This is a genomic window from Bradyrhizobium sp. 139, assembly GCF_023074175.1.
Classification (GTDB): domain Bacteria; phylum Pseudomonadota; class Alphaproteobacteria; order Rhizobiales; family Xanthobacteraceae; genus Bradyrhizobium.
Map to the genome: position 1 here is coordinate 37,043 of NZ_JADPKS010000035.1, position 20,401 is coordinate 57,443.

The 20,401-nt window shown below is 63.7% G+C and carries 17 protein-coding genes; 11 read left to right on the forward strand and 6 right to left on the reverse strand.

Annotated elements, in window-relative coordinates; all coding sequences use genetic code 11:
- Positions 1-236 precede the first annotated feature (236 nt).
- The 3 genes from IVA80_RS08685 to IVA80_RS08695 all read left to right on the forward strand — a co-directional run bounded on the left by IVA80_RS08685 (position 237) and on the right by IVA80_RS08695 (position 5,719).
- The gene (locus IVA80_RS08685; protein ID WP_247428018.1) at positions 237-3,662 is read left to right on the forward strand and encodes a tetratricopeptide repeat protein; all 3,426 of its coding nucleotides are present in this window, start codon (positions 237-239) and stop codon (positions 3,660-3,662) included.
- A 372-nt stretch (positions 3,663-4,034) separates the two neighbouring features.
- Entirely contained in the window at positions 4,035-4,952 is a 918-nt protein-coding gene (locus IVA80_RS08690; protein WP_247428020.1) for a sulfite exporter TauE/SafE family protein, read from the forward strand.
- Positions 4,952-5,719: a TIGR02186 family protein gene (locus IVA80_RS08695; RefSeq protein WP_247428023.1), complete on the forward strand. Its 768-nt coding sequence runs from the start codon at positions 4,952-4,954 to the stop codon at positions 5,717-5,719. The genes IVA80_RS08690 and IVA80_RS08695 overlap by 1 nt, the downstream gene beginning before the upstream one ends.
- Positions 5,720-5,835: 116 nt before the next feature.
- On the opposite strand, the gene IVA80_RS08700 is transcribed toward IVA80_RS08695, so the two are convergent.
- Both IVA80_RS08700 and IVA80_RS08705 read right to left on the reverse strand, forming a co-directional pair.
- Entirely contained in the window at positions 5,836-6,609 is a 774-nt protein-coding gene (locus IVA80_RS08700) for an MBL fold metallo-hydrolase (RefSeq protein ID WP_247428026.1), read from the reverse strand.
- Positions 6,610-6,636: 27 nt separating this feature from the next.
- The gene (locus tag IVA80_RS08705; RefSeq protein WP_247428029.1) at positions 6,637-7,545 is read right to left on the reverse strand and encodes a DMT family transporter; all 909 of its coding nucleotides are present in this window, start codon (positions 7,543-7,545) and stop codon (positions 6,637-6,639) included.
- A gap of 98 nt (positions 7,546-7,643) precedes the next feature.
- Here IVA80_RS08705 and IVA80_RS08710 point away from each other — a divergent pair, with 98 nt between their 5' ends.
- On the forward strand, positions 7,644-8,507 hold the full coding sequence (locus IVA80_RS08710; RefSeq protein ID WP_247428304.1) for a LysR family transcriptional regulator: 864 nt from the start codon (positions 7,644-7,646) through the stop codon (positions 8,505-8,507).
- Between the two features lie 103 nt (positions 8,508-8,610).
- On the opposite strand, the gene IVA80_RS08715 is transcribed toward IVA80_RS08710, so the two are convergent.
- The 3 genes from IVA80_RS08715 to tldD are packed head-to-tail and all read right to left on the reverse strand — an operon-like array spanning position 8,611 to position 11,162.
- On the reverse strand, positions 8,611-8,952 hold the full coding sequence (locus IVA80_RS08715) for an MmcQ/YjbR family DNA-binding protein (protein WP_247428032.1): 342 nt from the start codon (positions 8,950-8,952) through the stop codon (positions 8,611-8,613).
- Between the two features lie 9 nt (positions 8,953-8,961).
- Positions 8,962-9,738: a signal peptidase I gene (lepB, locus tag IVA80_RS08720; protein WP_247428035.1), complete on the reverse strand. Its 777-nt coding sequence runs from the start codon at positions 9,736-9,738 to the stop codon at positions 8,962-8,964.
- The gene (gene tldD / locus IVA80_RS08725) at positions 9,735-11,162 is read right to left on the reverse strand and encodes a metalloprotease TldD (RefSeq protein ID WP_247428038.1); all 1,428 of its coding nucleotides are present in this window, start codon (positions 11,160-11,162) and stop codon (positions 9,735-9,737) included. The genes lepB and tldD overlap by 4 nt, the downstream gene beginning before the upstream one ends.
- Positions 11,163-11,335: 173 nt before the next feature.
- On the opposite strand from tldD, the gene IVA80_RS08730 reads away from it, so the two are divergent.
- Both IVA80_RS08730 and IVA80_RS08735 read left to right on the forward strand, forming a co-directional pair.
- Positions 11,336-11,560 (forward strand): DUF433 domain-containing protein, encoded by a 225-nt coding sequence (locus IVA80_RS08730; RefSeq protein WP_247428041.1) that lies wholly within the window; start codon positions 11,336-11,338, stop codon positions 11,558-11,560.
- 329 nt (positions 11,561-11,889) lie between these two features.
- The gene (locus IVA80_RS08735; protein WP_247428044.1) at positions 11,890-14,925 is read left to right on the forward strand and encodes a DUF4062 domain-containing protein; all 3,036 of its coding nucleotides are present in this window, start codon (positions 11,890-11,892) and stop codon (positions 14,923-14,925) included.
- A 74-nt stretch (positions 14,926-14,999) separates the two neighbouring features.
- Here the strand turns inward: IVA80_RS08735 and IVA80_RS08740 are convergent, their stop codons facing one another.
- Positions 15,000-15,545, reverse strand: a complete 546-nt coding sequence (locus tag IVA80_RS08740) for an invasion associated locus B family protein (protein ID WP_247428047.1) — start codon at positions 15,543-15,545, stop codon at positions 15,000-15,002.
- Between the two features lie 459 nt (positions 15,546-16,004).
- Here IVA80_RS08740 and coxB point away from each other — a divergent pair, with 459 nt between their 5' ends.
- From coxB to IVA80_RS08765, 5 genes are all read left to right on the forward strand, one after another.
- A complete protein-coding gene (gene coxB, locus IVA80_RS08745; protein ID WP_247428050.1) occupies positions 16,005-16,844 on the forward strand; it encodes a cytochrome c oxidase subunit II in 840 nt (279 codons plus the stop codon).
- Between the two features lie 88 nt (positions 16,845-16,932).
- Complete coding sequence (gene ctaD, locus IVA80_RS08750; RefSeq protein ID WP_247428052.1) at positions 16,933-18,549, forward strand: cytochrome c oxidase subunit I; 1,617 nt, start codon at positions 16,933-16,935, stop codon at positions 18,547-18,549.
- 61 nt (positions 18,550-18,610) lie between these two features.
- Positions 18,611-19,555, forward strand: a complete 945-nt coding sequence (locus IVA80_RS08755; protein WP_247428055.1) for a heme o synthase — start codon at positions 18,611-18,613, stop codon at positions 19,553-19,555.
- A complete protein-coding gene (locus IVA80_RS08760) occupies positions 19,552-19,728 on the forward strand; it encodes a CoxF protein (RefSeq protein WP_200457479.1) in 177 nt (58 codons plus the stop codon). The genes IVA80_RS08755 and IVA80_RS08760 overlap by 4 nt, the downstream gene beginning before the upstream one ends.
- A gap of 5 nt (positions 19,729-19,733) precedes the next feature.
- Positions 19,734-20,384 (forward strand): cytochrome c oxidase assembly protein, encoded by a 651-nt coding sequence (locus IVA80_RS08765; protein WP_247428058.1) that lies wholly within the window; start codon positions 19,734-19,736, stop codon positions 20,382-20,384.
- Positions 20,385-20,401 lie beyond the last annotated feature (17 nt).

A 20,401-nucleotide genomic window follows, 5' to 3' on the forward strand; every position in this document is an offset into this window, starting at 1 on the left:
CGGGGCATGACATCGTTATGTGGCGACCGACGGGCGCCACAACGACCATCCTCCGGTTCCCCCGCCCAACTTTAAGACACCGTCAACGCATTCCTTAACCCGTTATTTACCGTAACAGACAAAAGTCGGTTTTCGAGGCAGACGACCCGCGCCAAATTCGATTGTCTTTGCAACCGGCACGCGTGGGGAGGCTGGAGGCGCCGGGTGGGGCGCCGGAGTCGGAACCGGACAGAGTCATGAATTCGCGCGTATCGTGGAGTGTTGACGGCATCGATCCATCCGTCCGGGAGCGGGCCGAAGCTGCCGCGCGTCGCGCCGGTATGTCACTCAACGATTGGCTGAACTCCACGCTCGGCGAGACTGCCCCGCCAAACTTTCGCGGACCCTACGATCAGCGCCCGCAAGCTCCGAACGTTCCGAGCCAGATGCCGAGCCAGGAGAGCCGCGAAGTCGCCGACATCCACCAGCGGCTCGACGCGATCACCCAGCAGATCGAGCGGATTTCGAAGCCCGCACCGCGCCAGGACTCTTCGCGCGAAAAGGACTCTTCGCGCGAAAAGGACGTCTCGCGCGAGCAGGGCGTCGCGCGCCAGCTCAACGATGCGATCTCACGGCTCGATGCGCGGCTGTCGCAAATCTCCCGTCCACAGCAGCCTCAGGCGCCGCGGCCGGCACCGGCACCCGTCGAAACGCGCCAGCGTCAGGCCGATGCGGTCGAGCGCGCGGCTGCGCAGGTCTATCGCAACTCACCTCCCTTAAGCCCGGCGTCGTTCGATGTTGCCGTCGCCGAGATCACGGCACGGCAGAGCGAGCTCGACGGCTTTACGCCGCGGCAGATGCCGCCGCGCGCCACGCCGCCGATCGCACCGACGGCGGCTCCTTTCGCGCCCCCGATGGCGCCGCCCGCGCCTGCCTACGCACCGCCGCCACCGCAGCCGGATTTCTCGTCGCTCGAGCGCCATTTGCTCAAGATCACGAGCCAGATCGAGTCGCTCCAGCGCCCTGACAATACCGAGCAGGCGATCAACGCTTTCCGCAGCGAGCTTGCCGAGATCCGCCACGCCATCACCGAGGCGATGCCGCGCCGCGCGATCGAATCGATCGAGAACGAAATCCGCTCGCTGCATCGTCGCATCGACGAGACCCGCTCGTCAGGCACCGACGGTCAGGTTCTGGCAGGCATCGAGCACGCGCTGTCCGACATCAAGCAGGTGCTGCGCACGCTGACGCCGGCCGAGCAGCTCACCGGTTATGACGAGGCGATCCGCAATCTCGGCGGCAAGCTCGATTTGATCCTGCGCGCCAATGACGATCCCTCGACTGTGCGGCAGCTCGAAGACGCGATCTCGGCGCTGCGCGGCATCGTCTCCAACGTCGCCTCCAACGAAGCGCTGGCACGGCTTTCGGAGGACGTGCAGCTGCTGTCGTCCAAAGTCGACCAGGTTACCCGCGCTTCGGGTCACGGCGACAGCTTTGCGGTGCTTGAGCAGCGCATCGCGGCGCTCACCGCCGCGCTGGAAACGCGCGAGCGGCCTCAGCCATCCGAGAGCACCGAGCATTTGGAAGGCGCGATCCGCGCGTTGTCGGACCGTTTCGACCGCATGCAGGTCGGCAACGATTCCGCATCGACGTTTGCGCATCTCGAACAGCGGGTCTCGTATCTGCTGGAGCGGATCGAAACCGCTTCCGATCCGCGCAGCGGCAATCTGAGCCGCGTCGAGGACGGACTGCACGACATCCTGCGGCATCTGGAACGGCAGCAGGCGACCTATTCCGCACTCGCCGAGAGCCGCAATTCGGCACCGTCGGCTGATTCCGGAATGGTCGATCTCGTCAAGCGCGAGCTCTCCGACATCCGCTTCAGCCAGGTCGAGACCAATCGCAGCACCCAGGATTCGCTCGAGGCCGTGCACAGCGCGCTCGGCCATGTCGTCGATCGCCTCTCGATGATCGAGGGTGATCTGCGCGCGGTGCGCACGGTGCCGCCAGCGCCTGCGCCGCAGCCGATGCCGATGGCAGCGCCGGTCGAGCCGCCGATGGCACGCGAGCCGCGGCCGCATCAACCGCAACCGAAATACGACCCGAAGCCCGAGCTGCCGAACCCGGCCGCCGCGCAACAGGCGCAGCCCGGCTTTGTCGCCGCGCCGCGCGAATTCCACGCCGCCGCCGCACCGGCCGCGCCGCCGTCGGTGCCAATGGCGCCGCCCCTTCCGCCACGTGCGATCAGCGAGATCCTCGAGCCGCACACGGCGCCCGCGCGTGCCGCGCTCGCTCCGGAATTGCCGCCGGACCATCCGCTCGAGCCAGGCACACGGCCGGGCGGCCGCGTCGCCACGCCATCGGAGCGCATCGCCGCGTCCGAAAGCGCGATCAGCGAAATTTCCGCCGCGCCGAAGGAGCCGGTGTCGTCGTCGAGCTTCATCGCGGCCGCGCGCCGCGCCGCGCAGGCCGCCGCCGCACAGCCGGAAAAGCCGGCCCGCGGTGCCAAGACGGCAAGCGCAGGCCGCGCCAAGGACAAGGGCCAGGAAGGCGGGTCGACCATCACCGCGAAGATCCGTTCGCTGCTGGTCGGCGCGAGCGTGGTCGTGATCGTGCTCGGCACCTTCAAGATGGCGATGAATCTGCTCGATGGCGGCAGCCCGCCGCCGGCGCCGCAGGCGATGGAGAATTCGTCGAGTGTGCCCGCGCCGCAGGCTTCGCCGCCGGCCGAGACCAAGCCTGCCACGCCCGAACAGGTCACGCCGTCGATGACCTCGCCGACGCCGATCGGAAAGCAGTCGCTGAATAATCCCGCGCCGGCTCCGATAACGGGGTCGGGCGGCTCGGCTTCGGTCGAAATCCCGTCGGCCCCCGCAACGCCACCTCCGCCTGCGGCGAGCAACGACGTGACCGGCGCGCTGACGGGCGCGAGCCGCGCGAAGCTCGGCATGATCCAGGTGCCGCCGAACGAAAAGCTTCCTGACGGCATCGGCGGTCCGGTGCTGCGCACCGCCGCGATGCGGGGCGATGCGGCCGCAGCCTACGAGATCGGTCTGCGCTTTGCCGAGGGCAAGGGCACGTCAGCGAATTACGAGGAAGCCGCCAAATGGTACGACCGCGCGGCGCAGGCCGGCGTGGTGCCCGCGACCTTCCGCCTCGGCACGCTCTATGAGAAGGGCCTCGGCGTGAAGAAGGATGCCGAAATCGCCCGCCGCTACTACACGCAGGCCGCTGAGCGTGGCAACGCCAAGGCGATGCACAACCTCGCGGTGCTCGACGCCGACGGCGGTGGACGCGGCGCCAATTACAAGAGCGCGGCGCAGTGGTTCCGCAAGGCCGCCGATCGCGGCGTCGCCGACAGCCAGTTCAATCTCGGCATTCTCTATGCCCGCGGCATCGGCGTGGAGCAGAACCTCGCCGAATCCTACAAATGGTTCACCCTCGCTGCCGCCCAGGGCGACGCCGATGCGTCCGGCAAGCGCGACGACGTCGCCAAGCGGCTCGATCCGCAGTCACTCGCTGCCGCCAAGCTCGCGATCCAGACTTTCAGCGCCGAGCCGCAGCCTGACGATGCGGTCAACGTTCCGGCCCCGAACGGCGGCTGGGACAGCGCGCCGCAGGCCAACGCAAAACCCGCGCCGAAGCCGGTCGCGAGCAAGCGCGCGGCCTCGGCGATGCGCTAGAGCCGAATAGCTTTAGATCAAACCAAATAGGCCACTGGCTCGGTGCACCTCTCCCGCTTGCGGGAGAGGTCGGCGCTCCCGGGCGATGCGAAGCATCGTCCCGCGAGCGCCGGGTGAGGGCTCTATCCTCTTGGGGAGTCTCACTGCGGAGGCCCCCTCTCCCCAGCCCTCCCCCGCAAGCGGGGGAGGGAGCGCACCGCCGACGCGGCAAGCATCCACGTTATCTCACACCGTCCTCGCCGCGCTTCATTCACCACGCCCAAAATTCCTGATCCGCCCGGCGGCGAATTCCGCTATTGAGGGGCGCGGCAATGGTTTCGACCGTCCGGCGAGCATTCCGCGCAATCGATCCGTCTCGCCGAGCGTGGTTCAATGCAGCTCTACCTCCCGATCGCCGATCTGCCGGTCAACATCTTCCTGGTGCTGGCGATGGGCGCGGCGGTTGGCTTCGTCTCCGGCATGTTCGGGATCGGCGGCGGCTTCCTGATGACGCCGCTTCTGATCTTCATCGGGATCACGCCGGCGGTCGCGGTCGCCTCCGTTGCGAGCCACATCGCGGCCTCCTCCTTTTCCGGCGCGCTGTCCTATTGGCGGCGGCGTGCGATCGATCCGGCGCTGGCCAGCGTCCTGCTCTGCGGCGGTGTGACCGGCACGGCGCTCGGGGTATGGACCTTCACGCAGCTTCGCGCGCTCGGCCAGCTCGATCTGATGATCGCGTTGTCCTACGTGATGCTGCTCACCACGGTCGGCAGCCTGATGTTCTCCGAGGGCCTGCGCGCCCTGATGCGGACCCGTCGCGGCGCGGTGCCGCCACGCCGCACGCATAACTGGATCCACGGCCTGCCGCTGAAAATGCGGTTCAAGCGCTCGAAGATCTATCTCTCCGTGATTCCGGTCGCGATCGTCGGCGTCGTGATCGGCTTCATCGGCGCCATCATGGGCATCGGCGGCGGCTTCATCCTGGTGCCGATCATGATCTATCTCTTGCGGGTGCCGACCTCGACGGTGATCGGGACCTCGATGGTCCTGACGCTGGTCACCATGCTGTTCGCGACCCTGCTGCATGCGGTGACCAATCATCTCGTCGACGCGGTGCTGGCACTGATCCTGATGGTCGGCGGCGTCACCGGCGCGCAGTTCGGCGCCCGCGCCGGCCAGAAGATCCGGGGCGAGCAGCTGCGGCTGTTGCTCGGCCTTCTGATCCTCTCCGTCGGCGTCCGCTTCGCCATCGAGCTCGTGATCCGCCCCGAGGATATCTTCACCATCCGCGAATTGGGGGTGAGCGGCTGATGCGCGCAGCTCTCGCAGTCCTTCTCGTCCTGCTGCTCGGCTCGGTGGCGCGTGCCGAACGACTGATCGTGTCGGTCTCCAACCATCGCGTCACGGTGACGCCGAACTATTCCGGCGAGGAGCTGGTGCTGTTCGGCTCGGTCGAGAAGGACGCCTCCACGCCCGCCGACCGCAAGACCTACGATCTCGTCGTCACCGTGATGGGCCCGCGCGCCGACATGATGACGCGGCGCAAGGAGCGCACCTTTGGGATCTGGATCAACACCGACTATCGACAGTTCCTCCAGGTGCCGAGCTATCTCGCGCTGTTCGCCAACCGCTCGTTCGAGGCGATCACCTCGCCCGAGATCGCACGTCGGCAGCAGGTCGGGCTCAACAATGTGCTGTTGACCCAACGCGTCAGCGGCGATTATGCCGACGTGGTGCCGAACGACGCGTTCCGCTCGGCGTTCGTCCGCCTGCGCACCGAGCGCGGCCTCTATCGCGAGGATCCGACCGCGGTGACGTTCCTGACGCCGACGCTGTTCCGCACCGGCATTCCACTGCCGGCGGAGGTGCCGATCGGCACCTATCAGGTGGAAATCAAGCTGTTCGCCGACGGCGCGTTCATCGGCAAGACCGAGACCGCATTCGAGATCGTCAAGGTCGGCTTCGAGCAGTTCGTCGCGACAACTGCGCGGCAGAACGGATTCATCTACGGTCTCGTCACCGCGGCGATGGCGCTGATGACGGGATGGATGGCGTCGATTGTTTTTCGGAAGGATTGAGTGTCATTCCGGGGTGCGCCACTTGGTGCGAACCCGGAATCCATCAATCAGCGGAGTTGGTGGCGCAATGGATTCCGGGCTCGACGCTTCGCGTCGCCCCGGAATGACGGCTGCCGTCACGGCGCCTCCACCACCGTCGGCACGCCCGGCTCCAGCAGGCGCAGCCGCGGCCCGAAGCCCAGCACGTCGAACGTCTTGCGCAGATCCTCGCCGTTCTGGCGGAAATGCGCCCAGCCTTCGGTATGCACGGGCACGATCATCGCATCGGGAAAAGCGCGCGCGGTCTCGATGGTGTCGTTGGTGTCCATGGTGAGATGGAACGGGCCGCGCGTTTGCGCGGCTCCCGCGAACGGCAGCACCACGCCGCATTTGAACCGGCGGGCGACCTCGGCGACGCCATCGAACCAGGTGGTGTCGCCGCTGATATAGACCGGGCTGGTGTCCGTCCGGCTCGATGACACGACGAAGCCGATGACGTCGCCCAACAACGGCTCGATGCCGGCCGGGCCGTGACGCGCGGGCGTCGCGGTGATCGTCAGCGAATTGCCGTCGCCATCCTTCAGATGTGCGGTGCTCCAGGGCGCGAGGCCCTCGACATGCCCGCCGAGGCGCCCAGCGCCAGCCTCGGTCGTCAGCACGCGCTTCGCATGCTTGAGAAATTCGCGTCCGGAATTGTCGAGATTGTCCGAATGCTGGTCGTGGCTGAGCAGCACCGCATCGACCGGACCGATCGCGTCGGCTTTCAGCGCAGGTCCGATCGTCTTCTCCAGCTTCACGTGCGGCAGCTGGTAGGCGCCTGGCGCATCGAAGGTCGGGTCGGTGAGCAGGCGGAAGCCGTCGATCTCGATCAGCGCGGTGGGGCCGCCGATCAGGGTGATGGAAATGGGCATGATGAACTCCTCTACGCGACCGGCTTGTTACGAGACAGATTTGGCGGGCAGCGTCACAAGATAGATGCCGAGCGCGACCGGGATGATGCCGAGCAGGTCGCGCGGCTCGACGTGCTCGCCGAGCACGATGTAGGCGAACAGCATGCCCAGCGGCGGCATCAGGAAATGATAGGCGCTGGCGGCGGTGGCGCCATACACTTTCAGGAGATGAAACCAGAGCCAGTAGGCGAGGATCGAACCGCCCAGCACGAGGAACGCGAAGGCGCCGATCAGGCTCGGCGTGACATCAATCGCGTGGACGTCGGCGAAGGTGAACGCGACCGGCGTCAGCACGATGCCGGCGGCGAGGTTCTGCACGCCATTGCCGATCCACAGGCTTCCCTTCGGCGCGAGCAGCTTGAACAGAATCGTCCCGGCGACGATGGAGGCGAGCGAGGCCAGGGTGAAGATGATGCCGTGCAGGGAGTCAGTGCCGACCGACAGGCGATGCCAGACAATCAGGATCACGCCGATGATGCCGAGCGAAAGGCCGCTTGCCTTGCGCCAGGTCATGCCTTCGCCAAGCAAAAGCGCAGCGAGCGCGGCGGTGAACACGGGATTGGCCGATACGATCAGGCCGCCGAGGCCGGCGGAGACCGATTGCAGGCCGGTGTAGCCGAGTCCCAGATAAAGCGCGTTGTTGGCAATGCCGAGCACGGCGAAGATCACGGCATCGCGCCAGGATAACGACCAGCCGCCGCGGATCATCGTGGCACTGATGATCAGAAGGCCGGCGAGCGAGAAGCGCGCGGCAAGCAGGATCAGCGGCGGGCAATGGGTGACGCCGATCTTGCCGGCGACGAAGGCGTAGCTCCAGAGCAGGCAGAACAGGCCGATGGCAAGCGGCAGCGCGTTGAAGCGGCTGCGGGGAACGGCAAGCGAGGGGGCGAGCGACATGTAGGCATTCTCCTGAACGCTCGATCTAGGGGCCTGGCTTGTCATTTGGAAATGAAATGATTAGCTTATAGCCAGTGGATTTTCGAATGGAGGCGACCATGCTCGATCTGGAGCTGTTGCGCAGCTTCGTCTCGGTGGTCGAGGCCGGCGGCTTCACCCGCGCCGGCGAGCGCGTCCACCGCACGCAATCGACCGTGAGCCAGCAGATCAAGCGGCTGGAGGAGGACGTCGGGCAGATATTGCTGCATCGGGACGGCAAGGACGTGCGCCCGACCGAGGCCGGCGAGCGGCTGCTGTCCTATGCGCGGCGGCTGCTCTCGCTCGCCGAGGAGGCGCGCGACGTGCTGCGCCAGCCCGACGGCGAAGGCGCGATCCGGCTCGGCATCCCCGAGGATTTCGCAGCGTACCGGCTTGCGAAGTTGCTCGGGACATTCTCACGCTCGCATCCGGGCCTGCGGCTCGATGTGCGCGCCGACCAAAGCAAGAACCTGTCCCGCGACCTCGAACGCGGCGAACTCGACCTCGCATTGTTCAAGCGCGAGGCCGGCGCGAAGGGCGCCATCGCGGTCTGGCCGGAGCGGGTGCACTGGGTCACCAGCAAGAGCCATCCGATCGACGTCAATGCGCCGTCGGTGCCGCTGATCGGATTTCCGCTTGGCTGCCTCTACCGCGCCGGCGCCATCCACGCGCTGGAAAGCGCCGGCAGGCCCTGGCACATGGCCTATTCGTCATCGAGCCTCGCCGGCATCCAGGCGGCGGTCGCCGCCGGCATGGGTCTGAGCATCCTGTCCGAGATGGCGATCCAGTCCGATCACCGCGTGCTGACCACGAAGGACGGTTTTGAGCCGATCAACCGGACCGAAGTGGCGCTGATGGCCTCGCCCGGCGCCAGCCCTGCAACGCTGCGGCTTGCGGATCGTCTCGCGGAGTTCTGCGACAACGTGCAGGCGAAGGCGGCGTGATCGTGCGGATGCGTAGGGTGCACCTTACGCCAGCTCACTCCGTCGCAATCACCGCGAACCCCGCCAGCGCGAGGAAGCGGTCGCGATCCATCGCGGCCATCACTCACGCGCCGGCATCGAACGCAGCGCGCGCCGCCTTCGAAGCGAGGCCGCGCCAGCGCCGCCGCAGAAGCGGCTCGACGATCGCGCGTTTCGCCTTGGACAGGCGGATCAGCACGATCGGATAGTCGGCATAATGATCGGTGAAATAGAAGATCTTTGGCTGGCTCTCGAGGAGCATTGCGCGCTCGTCGACTGGAACGTCGGGCATCACCAGACTGTCGCCGTCCTCCTTCAGACGCGCCAGCATCTTCTTGCGCACTTTCAGTGCGGGCGTGCCGTAGGAGGTGCCGTCCTCGACCTCCGGCCACGTCAGCGCGAATTTTCTGACGTCGTCGAAGGTCATGAGATCAGCTCAGTGCACGGCGGTGAAGAACCGCGCGAGCCTGAAACCGGACAGCCAGGTCCACACCGGCTGGCCGCGCATGCCGAGATCCCAGGAGCCGAGCACGGCGTCCGCACGTCCGACCAGATTGTCGATCGGCAACAGGCCAACGCCGCCTGAGCGCAGCGGCACGCGGCTGTCGGCGGAGTTGTCGCGGTTGTCGCCAAGCACGAAGAGGTGGCCGGCCGGCACCGTCACTTCCTGCGTGTTGTCGAGCGGGCCGCTGTCGCGCATTTTGAAGATCAGATGCGACACGCCGTTCGGCAGCGTCTCGACATAGCGGTGGGCGGGCTCGCTGCCGCCATTGTCGTCCTCGGCCGCGCCAATGCCGTCCGGCTTCAGCTCGGCGGGACGATCATTGACGAAGAGCTGGCCCTGCCGCATCTGGATGCGATCGCCGGGAAGCCCCACGACGCGCTTGACCCAGGCCTGCGAGCGGTCGCCGGGCCAGCGGAACACCACGACGTCGCCCTGCTTCGGCGTCTCCGCGAAGACGCGACCGGTCTCGGGCAGGTTGATCTGGATCGGCAGTGACGCGGTGCCGTAGCCATAGGGGAATTTCGAGGCGAGCAGTGCGTCGCCGATCAGGAGCGTCGGCTCCATCGAACCCGACGGCACATAGAACGGTTCGGCGAGCGCGCCCTTGGCGATGAACACGGCGGCGACGATGCCGGCGAGCTGCACCAATTGTCCGCCCCAGCCACTGCTCTTCCGCTTGGCGGGCACTGTTACTTTCTCAACGCTCATGCGCCCGTTCCACCCACCGTAATGCGTTCCATCAGAAGCGACGGCTGGCCGACGCCGACCGGCACGCCCTGGCCGTTCTTGCCGCAGGTGCCGATGCCCGTGTCGAGCGCGAGATCGTTGCCGATCATGCGGATGCGATGCAGATCGGTTGGCCCGTTGCCGATCAGCATGGCGCCTTTCAGGGGGGCCCCTAACTTGCCGTTCTCGATCTTGTAGGCCTCGGTGCACTGGAATACGTATTTGCCCGAGGTGATGTCGACCTGCCCGCCGCCGAAATTCGCGGCGAACACGCCGTTCTTCACGGAGGCGAGGATTTCGGCCGGGTCGCGGTCGCCCGCGAGCATGTAGGTGTTGGTCATGCGCGGCATCGGCACATGGGCATAGCCCTGGCGGCGGCCGTTGCCGGTCGGCTTCATGTTCATCAGGCGCGCGTTCTGGCGGTCCTGCATATAGCCGACGAGGATGCCGTCCTCGATCAGCACGGTGCGGTTGGTCGGCGTGCCCTCGTCGTCGATCGACAGCGAGCCGCGGCGCGAGGCAATGGTGCCGTCGTCAACCACTGTGACGCCCTTGGCCGCGACCTGCTGGCCCATCAGGCCGGCGAACGCCGAGGTCTTCTTGCGGTTGAAGTCGCCTTCGAGGCCATGGCCGACCGCTTCATGCAGCATCACGCCGGGCCAACCGGCGCCTAACACGACGTCCATCTCGCCGGCGGGCGCCGGGATCGATTCCAGATTGACCAAGGCCTCGCGTAGCGCACCGTCGGCGGCGTCACGCCAGTTCTTGCTCTCGATGAATTCGGCATAGCCGGCGCGGCCGCCATAGCCCTTGCTGCCGCTCTCCTGCCGGTCGCCCTGCCCGGCGACGACGGAGACGTTGACGCGCACGAGCGGGCGGATGTCGCGATAGCTCTCGCCGTCAGGCCGCAGGATCTCGACGACCTGCCAGGTCGCGCCCAGGCTGACGCTGACCTGCCGCACCCGCGGATCCTTGTCCCGCAGATAAGCGTCGATCTCGGCGAGCAGCTTGACCTTGGTTTCGAAGCCCGGCGCATCGAGCGGGTTGTCGTCGGCATAGAGCCGCACATTGGTATGCGCTGGCGGGGCCGAAAAACTGCCGGAGTAGCCGCCGCGGACTGCGGCGACTGCGTCCGCGGCGCGAATCAGCGCCGGCAGCGACACGTCGGAGGAATGCGCATAGCCGACCGCATCGTCCTTGACGGCGCGCAGGCCAAAGCCCTGCGAGGTGTCATAGGTCGCCTGCTTCAGCCGCCCATTGTCGAACATCAGCGCTTCGGTCTGGCTGTATTCCAGGAACAATTCGCCGTCGTCGGCACCCGCAAGCCCGCGTGCGAGCTCGTTGCGAACCTGGTCGCGGTCGAGATTGGCGCGGTCGAGCAGGGAGGTGGTGGCTCGATTGGTCATGCGTCCGTCCATTATCGGGAGATGTGGGGCAAGATAATGGTTTCCCGGCGGTTCCGCGAGGGGCGGGCCGTCACATTACCGAAACGATAGGGATCGGAGTGATCGCGTAAGGACCTGACGTTGGTCCTAAAGCCAATGCTGCATCAAATGCGGATCGATGCTATGCTATCTCCATGAATTACCGAGATATCATTTCAATTGAACCGGGCAAGCGTGGAGGGCGCCCCTGCATTCGCCACATGAGGATCGCCGTGGCGGATGTGCTCGGCTGGCTGGCTGCCGGACAGACCCACACCCAAATCCTCGATGACTTCCCTGAATTGACCGAGGACGACATCCGGGCCTGCCTGGCCTACGCCGCCGATCGTGAGAGACGGTTGGTGACCGCCCCGATATGAAGCTGCTGTTCGATCAGAATCTCAGCTTAGAGCTGTGCTCTACGGTAGCAGATATCTCTCGGGGCCCAATCACGTCTGGTCTCATGGACCATCGAAATGGCCGACTATCACAATGACTGCCAGGCTGCCATTGGGGCTACCTTTCGCAACGGGGTCCGAATCACAGTCATGTATCCCTTCCGCTGCTCTGAGTAGGTGGTGACCGTCACTGGCGCTCTCATTGCGAGTAGCTCGGCCTTCAAATAGTGTTTCCAGTCATAGCGTTATGGGTGAGGGGGCGGTTCAGTCTCACCCGCATTTTCTAAACCCTTTGAGCTCGGGGAAATGCCTTGGAGAAGCCCAAAGATTTTAAAGCGATCATGTTGTCCAGCACCTTTACTGATTTGAAGGAGCATCGGGCCAGAGCGATCGAGGTAATTAGCAAGCTTCATTACATGCCAAGCGTAATGGAGCATTCGGGTGCTCAGGCGGAAGGCGATGTGATCGATACCTCTTTGGATATGGTTCGCAATGCGGCCGCTTACATTGGTGTGATTGGCCTGAAATACGGGCAGGCACCGTTTGATCCGGTTCGGAATCCCGATCGGTTATCCATCACAGAACTAGAATTTAACGAGGCTATGCGGCTAGGCCGGCCAATGGTGCTGTTCATCATGGGCCCCGATCACCTCGTCAGAGCCGCGGACATTGAGTCGGATCCGGAGAAGCGGATCAAGCTCGATGAGTTTCGCGAGCGCGCTAAGAAGATGCGCAATGACGCGGAAGTTCAACGCGTCTACGAGGTATTCTCCAGCCTGGAGCAATTTTCGACTGCGGCGGCAACGGCAATCGGTAATTTAATCCGCCTACTTGAGCGAAATGAGAGGCGTGACCTGGAGGTACTTGGGGAAGGCGCCGGGCTCGATGGTTCGACGGATCAGCGCAGCTTCCGAGAGCGCGGCCTAGACACTGGGTTGCCTCGGCCGCCAGCACTTGCTGCCGTGCCCCGCTATCTCGGCTCGCACTCTTTTGTGGGCCGGGAATCGGAGCTGCTGATGTTGTCCGATTGGTGCGATGCCGCTGATCCAAACTCCATGCTCCTTCTCGAAGCCGTCGGCGGTTCTGGGAAAAGCATGCTCACATGGGAATGGCTTACAAAGCACTCGACCAGAGCAAGGGAGGATTGGGCCGGACGATTTTGGTATTCGTTCTACGAGAAGGGCGCGGTCATGACAGACTTTTGCTGCGCAGCGCTGGCATACATGACCGACACAGACCCAAGCGCCTTCCGAAAGTTACGTACTCAGCAGTTGTTCGATCGATTGATAGCGCAGCTTGAGAGAAACCCATGGTTGCTCGTTCTTGACGGACTAGAGCGGGTCCTCGTGGCTTACCACCGTCATGACGCGGCTCAGATGCTCGATAGCGATGCAGGCGTCGTAAGTGATCAGATCGCAGGGCGGGACAATTGGAGTTCAATTCGCCCTGAGGATGATAGACTTCTGCGCCGATTGGCCGATGCAGTTCCTTCAAAGATTCTGGTGTCTTCGCGGCTTATGCCGCGAGCCCTTATCAACTCCTCGCGCGCAGTAGTACCAGGCGTTCGTCGGCAACTCTTGCCGGGGTTGCGACCCGTAGATGCTGAAACAATGGTCAGGTCGAGCGGAGTGTTTGGCGATTCGATCGCTATCCGCGCTTATTTGCAGAGGAATTGCGATTGCCATCCCCTCGTCGTAGGAGCCCTAGCCGGCCTAATCAATGACTATCCGCCGGATCGGGGAAACTTTGATCGATGGAGTGAAGACCCTAAGTACGGGATGTCGCTGAATCTAGGGCAGCTCGATTTAGTTCAGCGAAAGAATCACATTTTGGAGACAGCCATTGGCGCCTTGGATCAGAAGGGACGCAGACTGTTGCATTTGCTCTCGCTGCTGCGAAGCGCTGTTGATTTCAAGTCCTTGGAAGCCTTGGCCATTGTTCCTAACCGTGTGAACGACCCTGATGGAACAGACCCGAACATTTCGAATGCGAACGATTTGGGGATGGCTATTCGCGATCTCGAGCAGCGGGGTCTTTTGCAATACGACTTGAGTGGCAAGCGTTATGATCTGCATCCTGTCGTTCGCGGTGTCGCCGTTGAACGGATCAATCAGGAGGAAACAAGCGTTCTTGGTCAGAAGGTGCTGGATCACTTCACCAGCCGGCAACATGTCCCTTGGAATGATGCGCAGAAGCTAGAAGATGTGTCGGATGGCATCCAAGTAGTGAGTGCGTTCCTCCGGATGAAGCGCTACTCAGATGCATTCTATGCGCTCGCTGAAGACTTGGCGAACGCACTACATTACAATGTCGGTGCCGACCCTGAATTTTTGTCCTTAATCCGGGGCTTTTTTCCCGAGGGATGGGACAACTCTCCAGCCTTAACGGAAACGACGCAACGTTGGTATATAACGAACTGTGCGGCCGTGCTGCTTTCCCCTGCGCGTGCACGGGAATTGCACGAGAGAGCAATTCTTTTGAGCCTCAACGAACCTTCTCCCGATTCTCTCTACATTTCGTTGTGCGGATTCGCGAACTGTCTCAGTCGCAACGAGTTTCTCGCAGCCGAAAGACTTCGTACGCTTGCAGCGGAATTGGTGGAGGCATCGCGCGATCCAGAACTGTTGTTCATGTCCAAGTTTAGAGCATATTCGCTCGCAGTCCGGACGGGTAACCGCCAGTTAGCCGACGAGTTGTGGGCTGTCCTCGAACATATGGGTAGAGATTGGCGACGGGGTGTTTACAGGCCAGGGGAGGCTGAGACTGAAAGAGCCCTTGATTTACTTAATCGAGGCGAACTGACGGAACAAATACTGACCAGAGCTGAAGAAGTAGTGGCGCGCGGCAATAGTATATGGCTGAAGCAGAATCTCCGCGAAATCCGCGGCGAATGGTACTTGGCGCGAAAAGATCCCGATCGGGCGATCGATTGCTTTTCCGAGGCTTTGACGTGGTGCCGCGAAAGAGGGCTAGAGAATCACCATTGCGAGGCTCGCCTCGCTTTAGCTCGACTTCGTGCTGGAGAAAGCTGCGAGAAAGCAGAGGTTGAGAGGCTAAGTACGGTATCAGAGGATGCAGACTCGGTGGTAGTCGCGGAACTTTGGCAAGAGCTAGGCGAACCGAGAGAAGCAGTGAAGCATGCGAGGCGCGCTTATCTCTGGGCAGTGCAACAGGAGCCTTACGTTCCACTTGATTGTTTGGACGGCGCAGTAAGGATTCTCGCGGACTGCAGTGCGGACCTCCCGCCGTTCATTGCGATCGGCCACGAGGATGAGCACGTCTTTCTCTGGGAGGCGGCCGTTCGGTCATACGTAGGTAAGCTGCAAATGGGCAACCCCACTAATTGAGCACGCGACAATCTTTCCGAAAAGTGGGATTCATCTGCAATCACGAATAAGCAGGCGTCGCGTTCAGGCCGCCCCTACGGCAGCTTGTCGTAGCCCTCGCCGAGCCCGTTCAGGCTGAGCGGGAAGCCGATGCCTTCTTCCGGCGTCTCGAAGATGATGAAGGTCGCGGTCTTGGCGGTGCGGAGCTGGCCGAGCAGCTTGTCGTCCATGACGACCTCGGCGACGCAGCCATTCGGCAGGCAGCGGACGAAGCCGGCACGGCCGACGTCCTGGTTGTCGAGCTTGAGGCCGAGGCCGGAGGGCAGGAGAACGCCGAGGGGGGCGACCACCCGCATCAGCCGGCTTTTCTGGTCGGCGGTCTTGAGTACGATCACGGTCAGGCCGGCATTGGAGCGGTCTTCGGCCACCACGCTCTGGATCAGGGCGCATTGCTCGGACTGGGCGCCCGGCGGGGTGTCGCAGCGAATCTGCCAGTCGCCATGGACGGAGCGCACCGCGCCCTGCGCATGGGCGAGGCCCGGGAACGCCAGAACGACGACAGCAACCAGCAGGGCAGCCAGCCTCGTGAGGCCGCTAGCCTGCCTTGTCGCCGGCCTTGCCATGCATCTCGAAAACCCCATCGGGTCGGTCCCTCTGCTCGCCTGGTCGCTCGCACCTGGCGGACTGATACGGGAATGACGGCGTCTTGAAGGCGATTCGCAAGCAAATTCCACGCCGCCACGGCCGCCGTCGCCCGCACGAATCAGGTTCCGGTGCGGCTGTCTGCCAGTGCCTACCGCGGGCAATTCCGCTGTCAAGCCGCAGCATCCCGGGAAACGGCATTTTTGTCTGATGTTACTAGGAAATATCTTGCGGGTGATGGCTGACAGACGGGGCTCAAGACTGCATTGCGATAGATCAAGAATTATGGTTTGAGAGGCTTGATTTCGGCGTTCTAGCGATCCGGCCCCAATTCCTCTTAGAGGTATTCTTGGAGGTATTCTTGCGCGGCGGTTTGTCAGACGGGCGGATTGAATAATGCGTTTCCCGAAAATAGGGGAATGCACTTGGGGTGATTTCGTTAGGGGAGCGCGAACGGCATGAAGATGTCGATGGGCCCGGTGGGCCGGCACTTGCTGGGATTGGCCGTGGCGGGTCTGACGCTGGCGACGGGCGGTGCGGCATTCGCCGAGCTCGGGCAGCCGGCGCCGTGGGAGTGGAAGCTTCAGGAATCCGGCTCCCCGGTGATGGATAACATCGTCTGGTTCCACAATTTCCTGTTCGTGCTGATCACGCTGATCACGCTGTTCGTTCTGGCGTTGCTGGTGATCGTGGTCATCAAGTTCAACGCGAGGACCAATCCGGTGCCGTCGCGGACCACGCACAACACGCTGATCGAGGTGGCCTGGACCCTCGTTCCGGTACTGATCCTGGTCGGTATCTCGGTGCCGTCGTTCCGCTTGCTGTTCCTCGAGCTCGACGTGCCGAAGGCGGACCTGACCATCAAGGCAACCGGCAAGCAGTGGTACTGGTCCTATGCCTATCCGGATAACGGCAAGTTCGAGTTCGACTCGCTGATGGCCCAGGACAAGCAGCCCCGGCTGCTCGGCGTCGACAACGAGATGGTGGTGCCGGTCAACAAGGTGGTCCGGGTTCAGGTGACCGGGGCCGACGTGATTCATGCCTTTGCGCTGCCGGCCTTCGGCGTCAAGATCGACGCCATTCCGGGGCGGCTGAACGAGACCTGGTTCAAGGCCACCAAGACCGGCATGTTCTACGGCCAGTGCTCGGAATTGTGCGGCAAGGACCACGCCTTCATGCCGATCGCGATTCGCGTCGTGGAGGACAAGGAGTTCGCCTCCTGGGTCGAGACGGCGAAGAAGAAATATGCAAGCGGCGGCACCAGCACTTTCGCCTCCGCGGCCGGCCCGACGCAGTAAGCGTCGGGTGACGGCTTAAGGGGACCGAAAGCGACATAAAGGGCGGGACCTCCAGAGGTCCGATCGGGACGCAAGGCAGGATTTGAAAATGGCAACGAGCGCAGCGGCACACGGCGATCACGCGCATGACCACGAGCACGCCCATCCGACCGGATGGCGGCGCTACGTCTATTCGACCAACCACAAGGACATCGGCACGATGTACCTGATCTTCGCGGTCATCGCCGGCGTGATCGGCGCCGCGATGTCGATCGCGATCCGTGCCGAGCTGATGTATCCGGGCGTGCAGATCTTCCACGAGACGCACACCTACAATGTATTCGTGACCTCTCACGGCCTGATCATGATCTTCTTCATGGTCATGCCGGCGATGATCGGCGGCTTCGGCAACTGGTTCGTGCCGCTGATGATCGGCGCCCCCGACATGGCGTTCCCGCGCATGAACAACGTCTCGTTCTGGCTGCTGCCTGCCTCCTTCGCTCTGCTGCTGATGTCGACATTCGTCGAGGGCGAGCCGGGCGCCAACGGCGTCGGCGCCGGCTGGACCATGTACGTGCCGCTGTCGAGCTCCGGCCATCCGGGCCCGGCCGTCGACTTCGCGATCCTGTCACTGCATCTGGCGGGCGCCTCGTCGATCCTCGGCGCCATCAACTTCATCACCACGATCTTCAACATGCGCGCGCCGGGCATGACCCTGCACAAGATGCCGCTGTTCGTGTGGTCGATCCTGGTGACGGTGTTCCTGCTGCTGTTGTCGCTGCCGGTGCTCGCCGGTGCAATCACCATGCTGCTCACCGACCGCAATTTCGGCACCACGTTCTTTGCGCCCGACGGCGGCGGCGATCCCGTACTGTTCCAGCATTTGTTCTGGTTCTTCGGTCACCCCGAAGTTTACATCCTGATTCTGCCCGCCTTCGGCATGGTCAGCCAGATCATCTCGACCTTCTCGCGCAAGCCCGTGTTCGGCTATCTCGGCATGGCCTACGCCATGGTCGCGATCGGCGGCATCGGCTTCGTGGTGTGGGCGCACCACATGTACACGGTCGGCATGTCCTCGGCGACGCAGGCCTACTTCGTCGCCGCCACGATGGTCATCGCGGTTCCGACCGGCGTGAAGATCTTCTCGTGGATCGCCACCATGTGGGGCGGCTCGATCGAGTTCCGCGCGCCGATGATCTGGGCGGTGGGATTCATCTTCCTGTTCACCGTCGGCGGCGTCACCGGCGTCGTGCTGGCGAACGCCGGCGTCGATCGCGTGCTCCAGGAGACCTACTACGTCGTCGCGCACTTCCACTACGTGCTGTCGCTCGGTGCGGTGTTCGGGATCTTCGCCGGCTGGTACTACTGGTTCCCGAAGATGACGGGCTACATGTACAACGAGACGCTGGCCAAGGCGCACTTCTGGGTCACCTTCATCGGTGTGAACCTGGTGTTCTTCCCGCAGCATTTCCTCGGCCTGTCGGGCATGCCGCGCCGCTATGTCGACTATCCCGACGCCTTCGCGGGCTGGAATCTCGTCTCTTCGCTCGGCTCGTACATCTCCGGCTTCGGCGTGCTGATCTTCCTCTACTGCGTGATCGAGGCCTTCGCCCGCAAGGTGCCGGCTGGCGCCAATCCGTGGGGTGCGGGCGCGACCACGCTGGAATGGACTCTGCCCTCGCCGCCGCCCTTCCATCAGTTCGAAGTGCTGCCCCGCGTGCAGTAAGCCAATGCTCGCGGCGTCCGTGACGGGCGCCGCGGCTCTACAACGAAGCGAGTCAAAATTAGTGGCCGTCCTCGACCAGAACGCCATCGACATCAATCCCCGCATCTCCGAAGCGGAGGTTGGCGACTACATCGCGCTGCTCAAGCCACGAGTGATGTCGCTGGTGATCTTCACCGCGCTGGTCGGAATGGCGATGGCGCCCGGGCATTTCCACCCGGTGCTGGCAATCACCTCGTTGCTCTGCATCGCCGTCGGCGCCGGCGCTTCCGGGGCGCTCAATATGGCGCTCGAAGGCGATATCGACGCCAAGATGTCGCGCACGGCGAACCGGCCGATTCCGCGCGGCCGCATCACCCGTCCCGAGGCGATGACGTTCGGCATGACGCTCGCCTTCTTCTCGGTGATGACGCTCGGCATCCTCGTCAACTGGATCGCGGGCGCGCTGCTCGCCTTCACCATCTTCTTCTACGTCGTGATCTACACGCTTCTGCTGAAGCGCTGGACCGCACAGAACATCGTGATCGGCGGCGCCGCCGGCGCGTTGCCGCCGGTGGTGGCCTGGGCCGCGGTGACGGGCACGGTCGACGTCGAGCCGTTGCTGCTGTTCGCCATCATCTTCTTCTGGACCCCGCCGCACTTCTGGGCGCTGGCGCTGTTCCGCTCCGACGACTACGCGCGTGCCGGCATCCCGATGCTGCCCAACGTCGCCGGTCCGGACGCGACCCGGCTTCAGATCCTGCTCTACACCATCGTGCTGATCGCGGTGGCCGCCGTCCCGTGGGCGCTCGGCTATTTCGACGCTGTCTACGGCATCGTCTCGCTGATCCTCGGCGCCGGCATGCTGGTGCTCGCCATCAACGTCTACCTGCGCCGCGAGCGCAGCCAATCGCTGCGCGCGACCCGCAAGCTGTTTGCCTTCTCCATCCTTTATCTGTTCGCGCTGTTTGCGACCCTGCTGGCCGAGGTCGTGTTCCGGGCGCTTGCTCCGATAGCAGGGGGCGCATGATCGCGGGAATGGCCGATAAACCTGAGCCAGATGGAATCGTCCTCACCGAGGCGCAGAAGAAGAGCCGTCGTCAGCGCTCGATCGCGATCGCGCTCGCGCTCGGCGTGCTCGTCGTGCTGTTCTTCGCCGTCACTATGGTCAAGGGACCGGCAGTTCTAGTCCGGCCGATGTAGGGAAGATGGATCAGAAGCCGACCATATCGCAGGATCAGAGCCGGAGGGCCAGCAAGGGCCGCGGTCTTTTCAATGGTCTTGGCCGCGACGCGCTGGTCGCCTCGATCTGCGGCGGCGTGGTGGCGCTGATGGTCGGCGCGTCCTACGCGGCGGTGCCGTTCTATAACTGGTTCTGCCGCGCTACCGGCTTCAACGGCACGACCCAGGTCGCGATCTCCGCACCCGCCACCGGACCGATCGCGCGGAAAATCGCGGTGCGCTTCGACTCCAACGTCGCGCCCGGCCTGCCCTGGAAGTTCGAGCCGGAGCAGAGCGAGATCGAGGTCAATATCGGCCAGGTCACGACCGTCTTTTACACCGTGACCAACCAGGCCGCGCGCACCACCGCAGGCCAGGCCGCGTACAATGTCGCGCCGCTGACGGTCGGCTCCTATTTCCAGAAGATCAACTGCTTCTGCTTCACCGAACAGACCATGGCGCCCGGCGAGAAGCGCGAGATGCCGGTCGTGTTCTACGTCGATCCGTCGATCGCCGATGATCACGAGAATGACGGGCTGAACACGATCACGCTGTCCTACACGTTCTATCCGGTGCGCGATCCGGTGGTGAAGCCGCTCGCAGCCAGCGAAGACGACAAACGCAAGGGAAATCTCTGATCCCCGGGGCTCACGCT

Bases quoted from the DNA above. Each gene is read 5' to 3' on its own strand.
- IVA80_RS08705 (WP_247428029.1), bottom strand. From the start codon at position 7,545: ATGTCGCTCGCCCCCTCGCTTGCCGTTCCCCGCAGCCGCTTCAACGCG.
- IVA80_RS08715 (WP_247428032.1), bottom strand. From the start codon at position 8,952: ATGACCTTCGACGACGTCAGAAAATTCGCGCTGACGTGGCCGGAGGTC.
- coxB (WP_247428050.1), top strand. From the start codon at position 16,005: ATGAAGATGTCGATGGGCCCGGTGGGCCGGCACTTGCTGGGATTGGCC.
- IVA80_RS08740 (WP_247428047.1), bottom strand. From the start codon at position 15,545: ATGGGGTTTTCGAGATGCATGGCAAGGCCGGCGACAAGGCAGGCTAGC.
- IVA80_RS08700 (WP_247428026.1), bottom strand. From the start codon at position 6,609: ATGCCCATTTCCATCACCCTGATCGGCGGCCCCACCGCGCTGATCGAG.
- ctaD (WP_247428052.1), top strand. From the start codon at position 16,933: ATGGCAACGAGCGCAGCGGCACACGGCGATCACGCGCATGACCACGAG.
- lepB (WP_247428035.1), bottom strand. From the start codon at position 9,738: ATGAGCGTTGAGAAAGTAACAGTGCCCGCCAAGCGGAAGAGCAGTGGC.
- IVA80_RS08695 (WP_247428023.1), top strand. From the start codon at position 4,952: ATGCGCGCAGCTCTCGCAGTCCTTCTCGTCCTGCTGCTCGGCTCGGTG.
- tldD (WP_247428038.1), bottom strand. From the start codon at position 11,162: ATGACCAATCGAGCCACCACCTCCCTGCTCGACCGCGCCAATCTCGAC.
- IVA80_RS08760 (WP_200457479.1), top strand. From the start codon at position 19,552: ATGATCGCGGGAATGGCCGATAAACCTGAGCCAGATGGAATCGTCCTC.
- IVA80_RS08710 (WP_247428304.1), top strand. From the start codon at position 7,644: ATGCTCGATCTGGAGCTGTTGCGCAGCTTCGTCTCGGTGGTCGAGGCC.
- IVA80_RS08685 (WP_247428018.1), top strand. From the start codon at position 237: ATGAATTCGCGCGTATCGTGGAGTGTTGACGGCATCGATCCATCCGTC.
- IVA80_RS08690 (WP_247428020.1), top strand. From the start codon at position 4,035: ATGCAGCTCTACCTCCCGATCGCCGATCTGCCGGTCAACATCTTCCTG.
- IVA80_RS08730 (WP_247428041.1), top strand. From the start codon at position 11,336: ATGAATTACCGAGATATCATTTCAATTGAACCGGGCAAGCGTGGAGGG.
- IVA80_RS08765 (WP_247428058.1), top strand. From the start codon at position 19,734: ATGGATCAGAAGCCGACCATATCGCAGGATCAGAGCCGGAGGGCCAGC.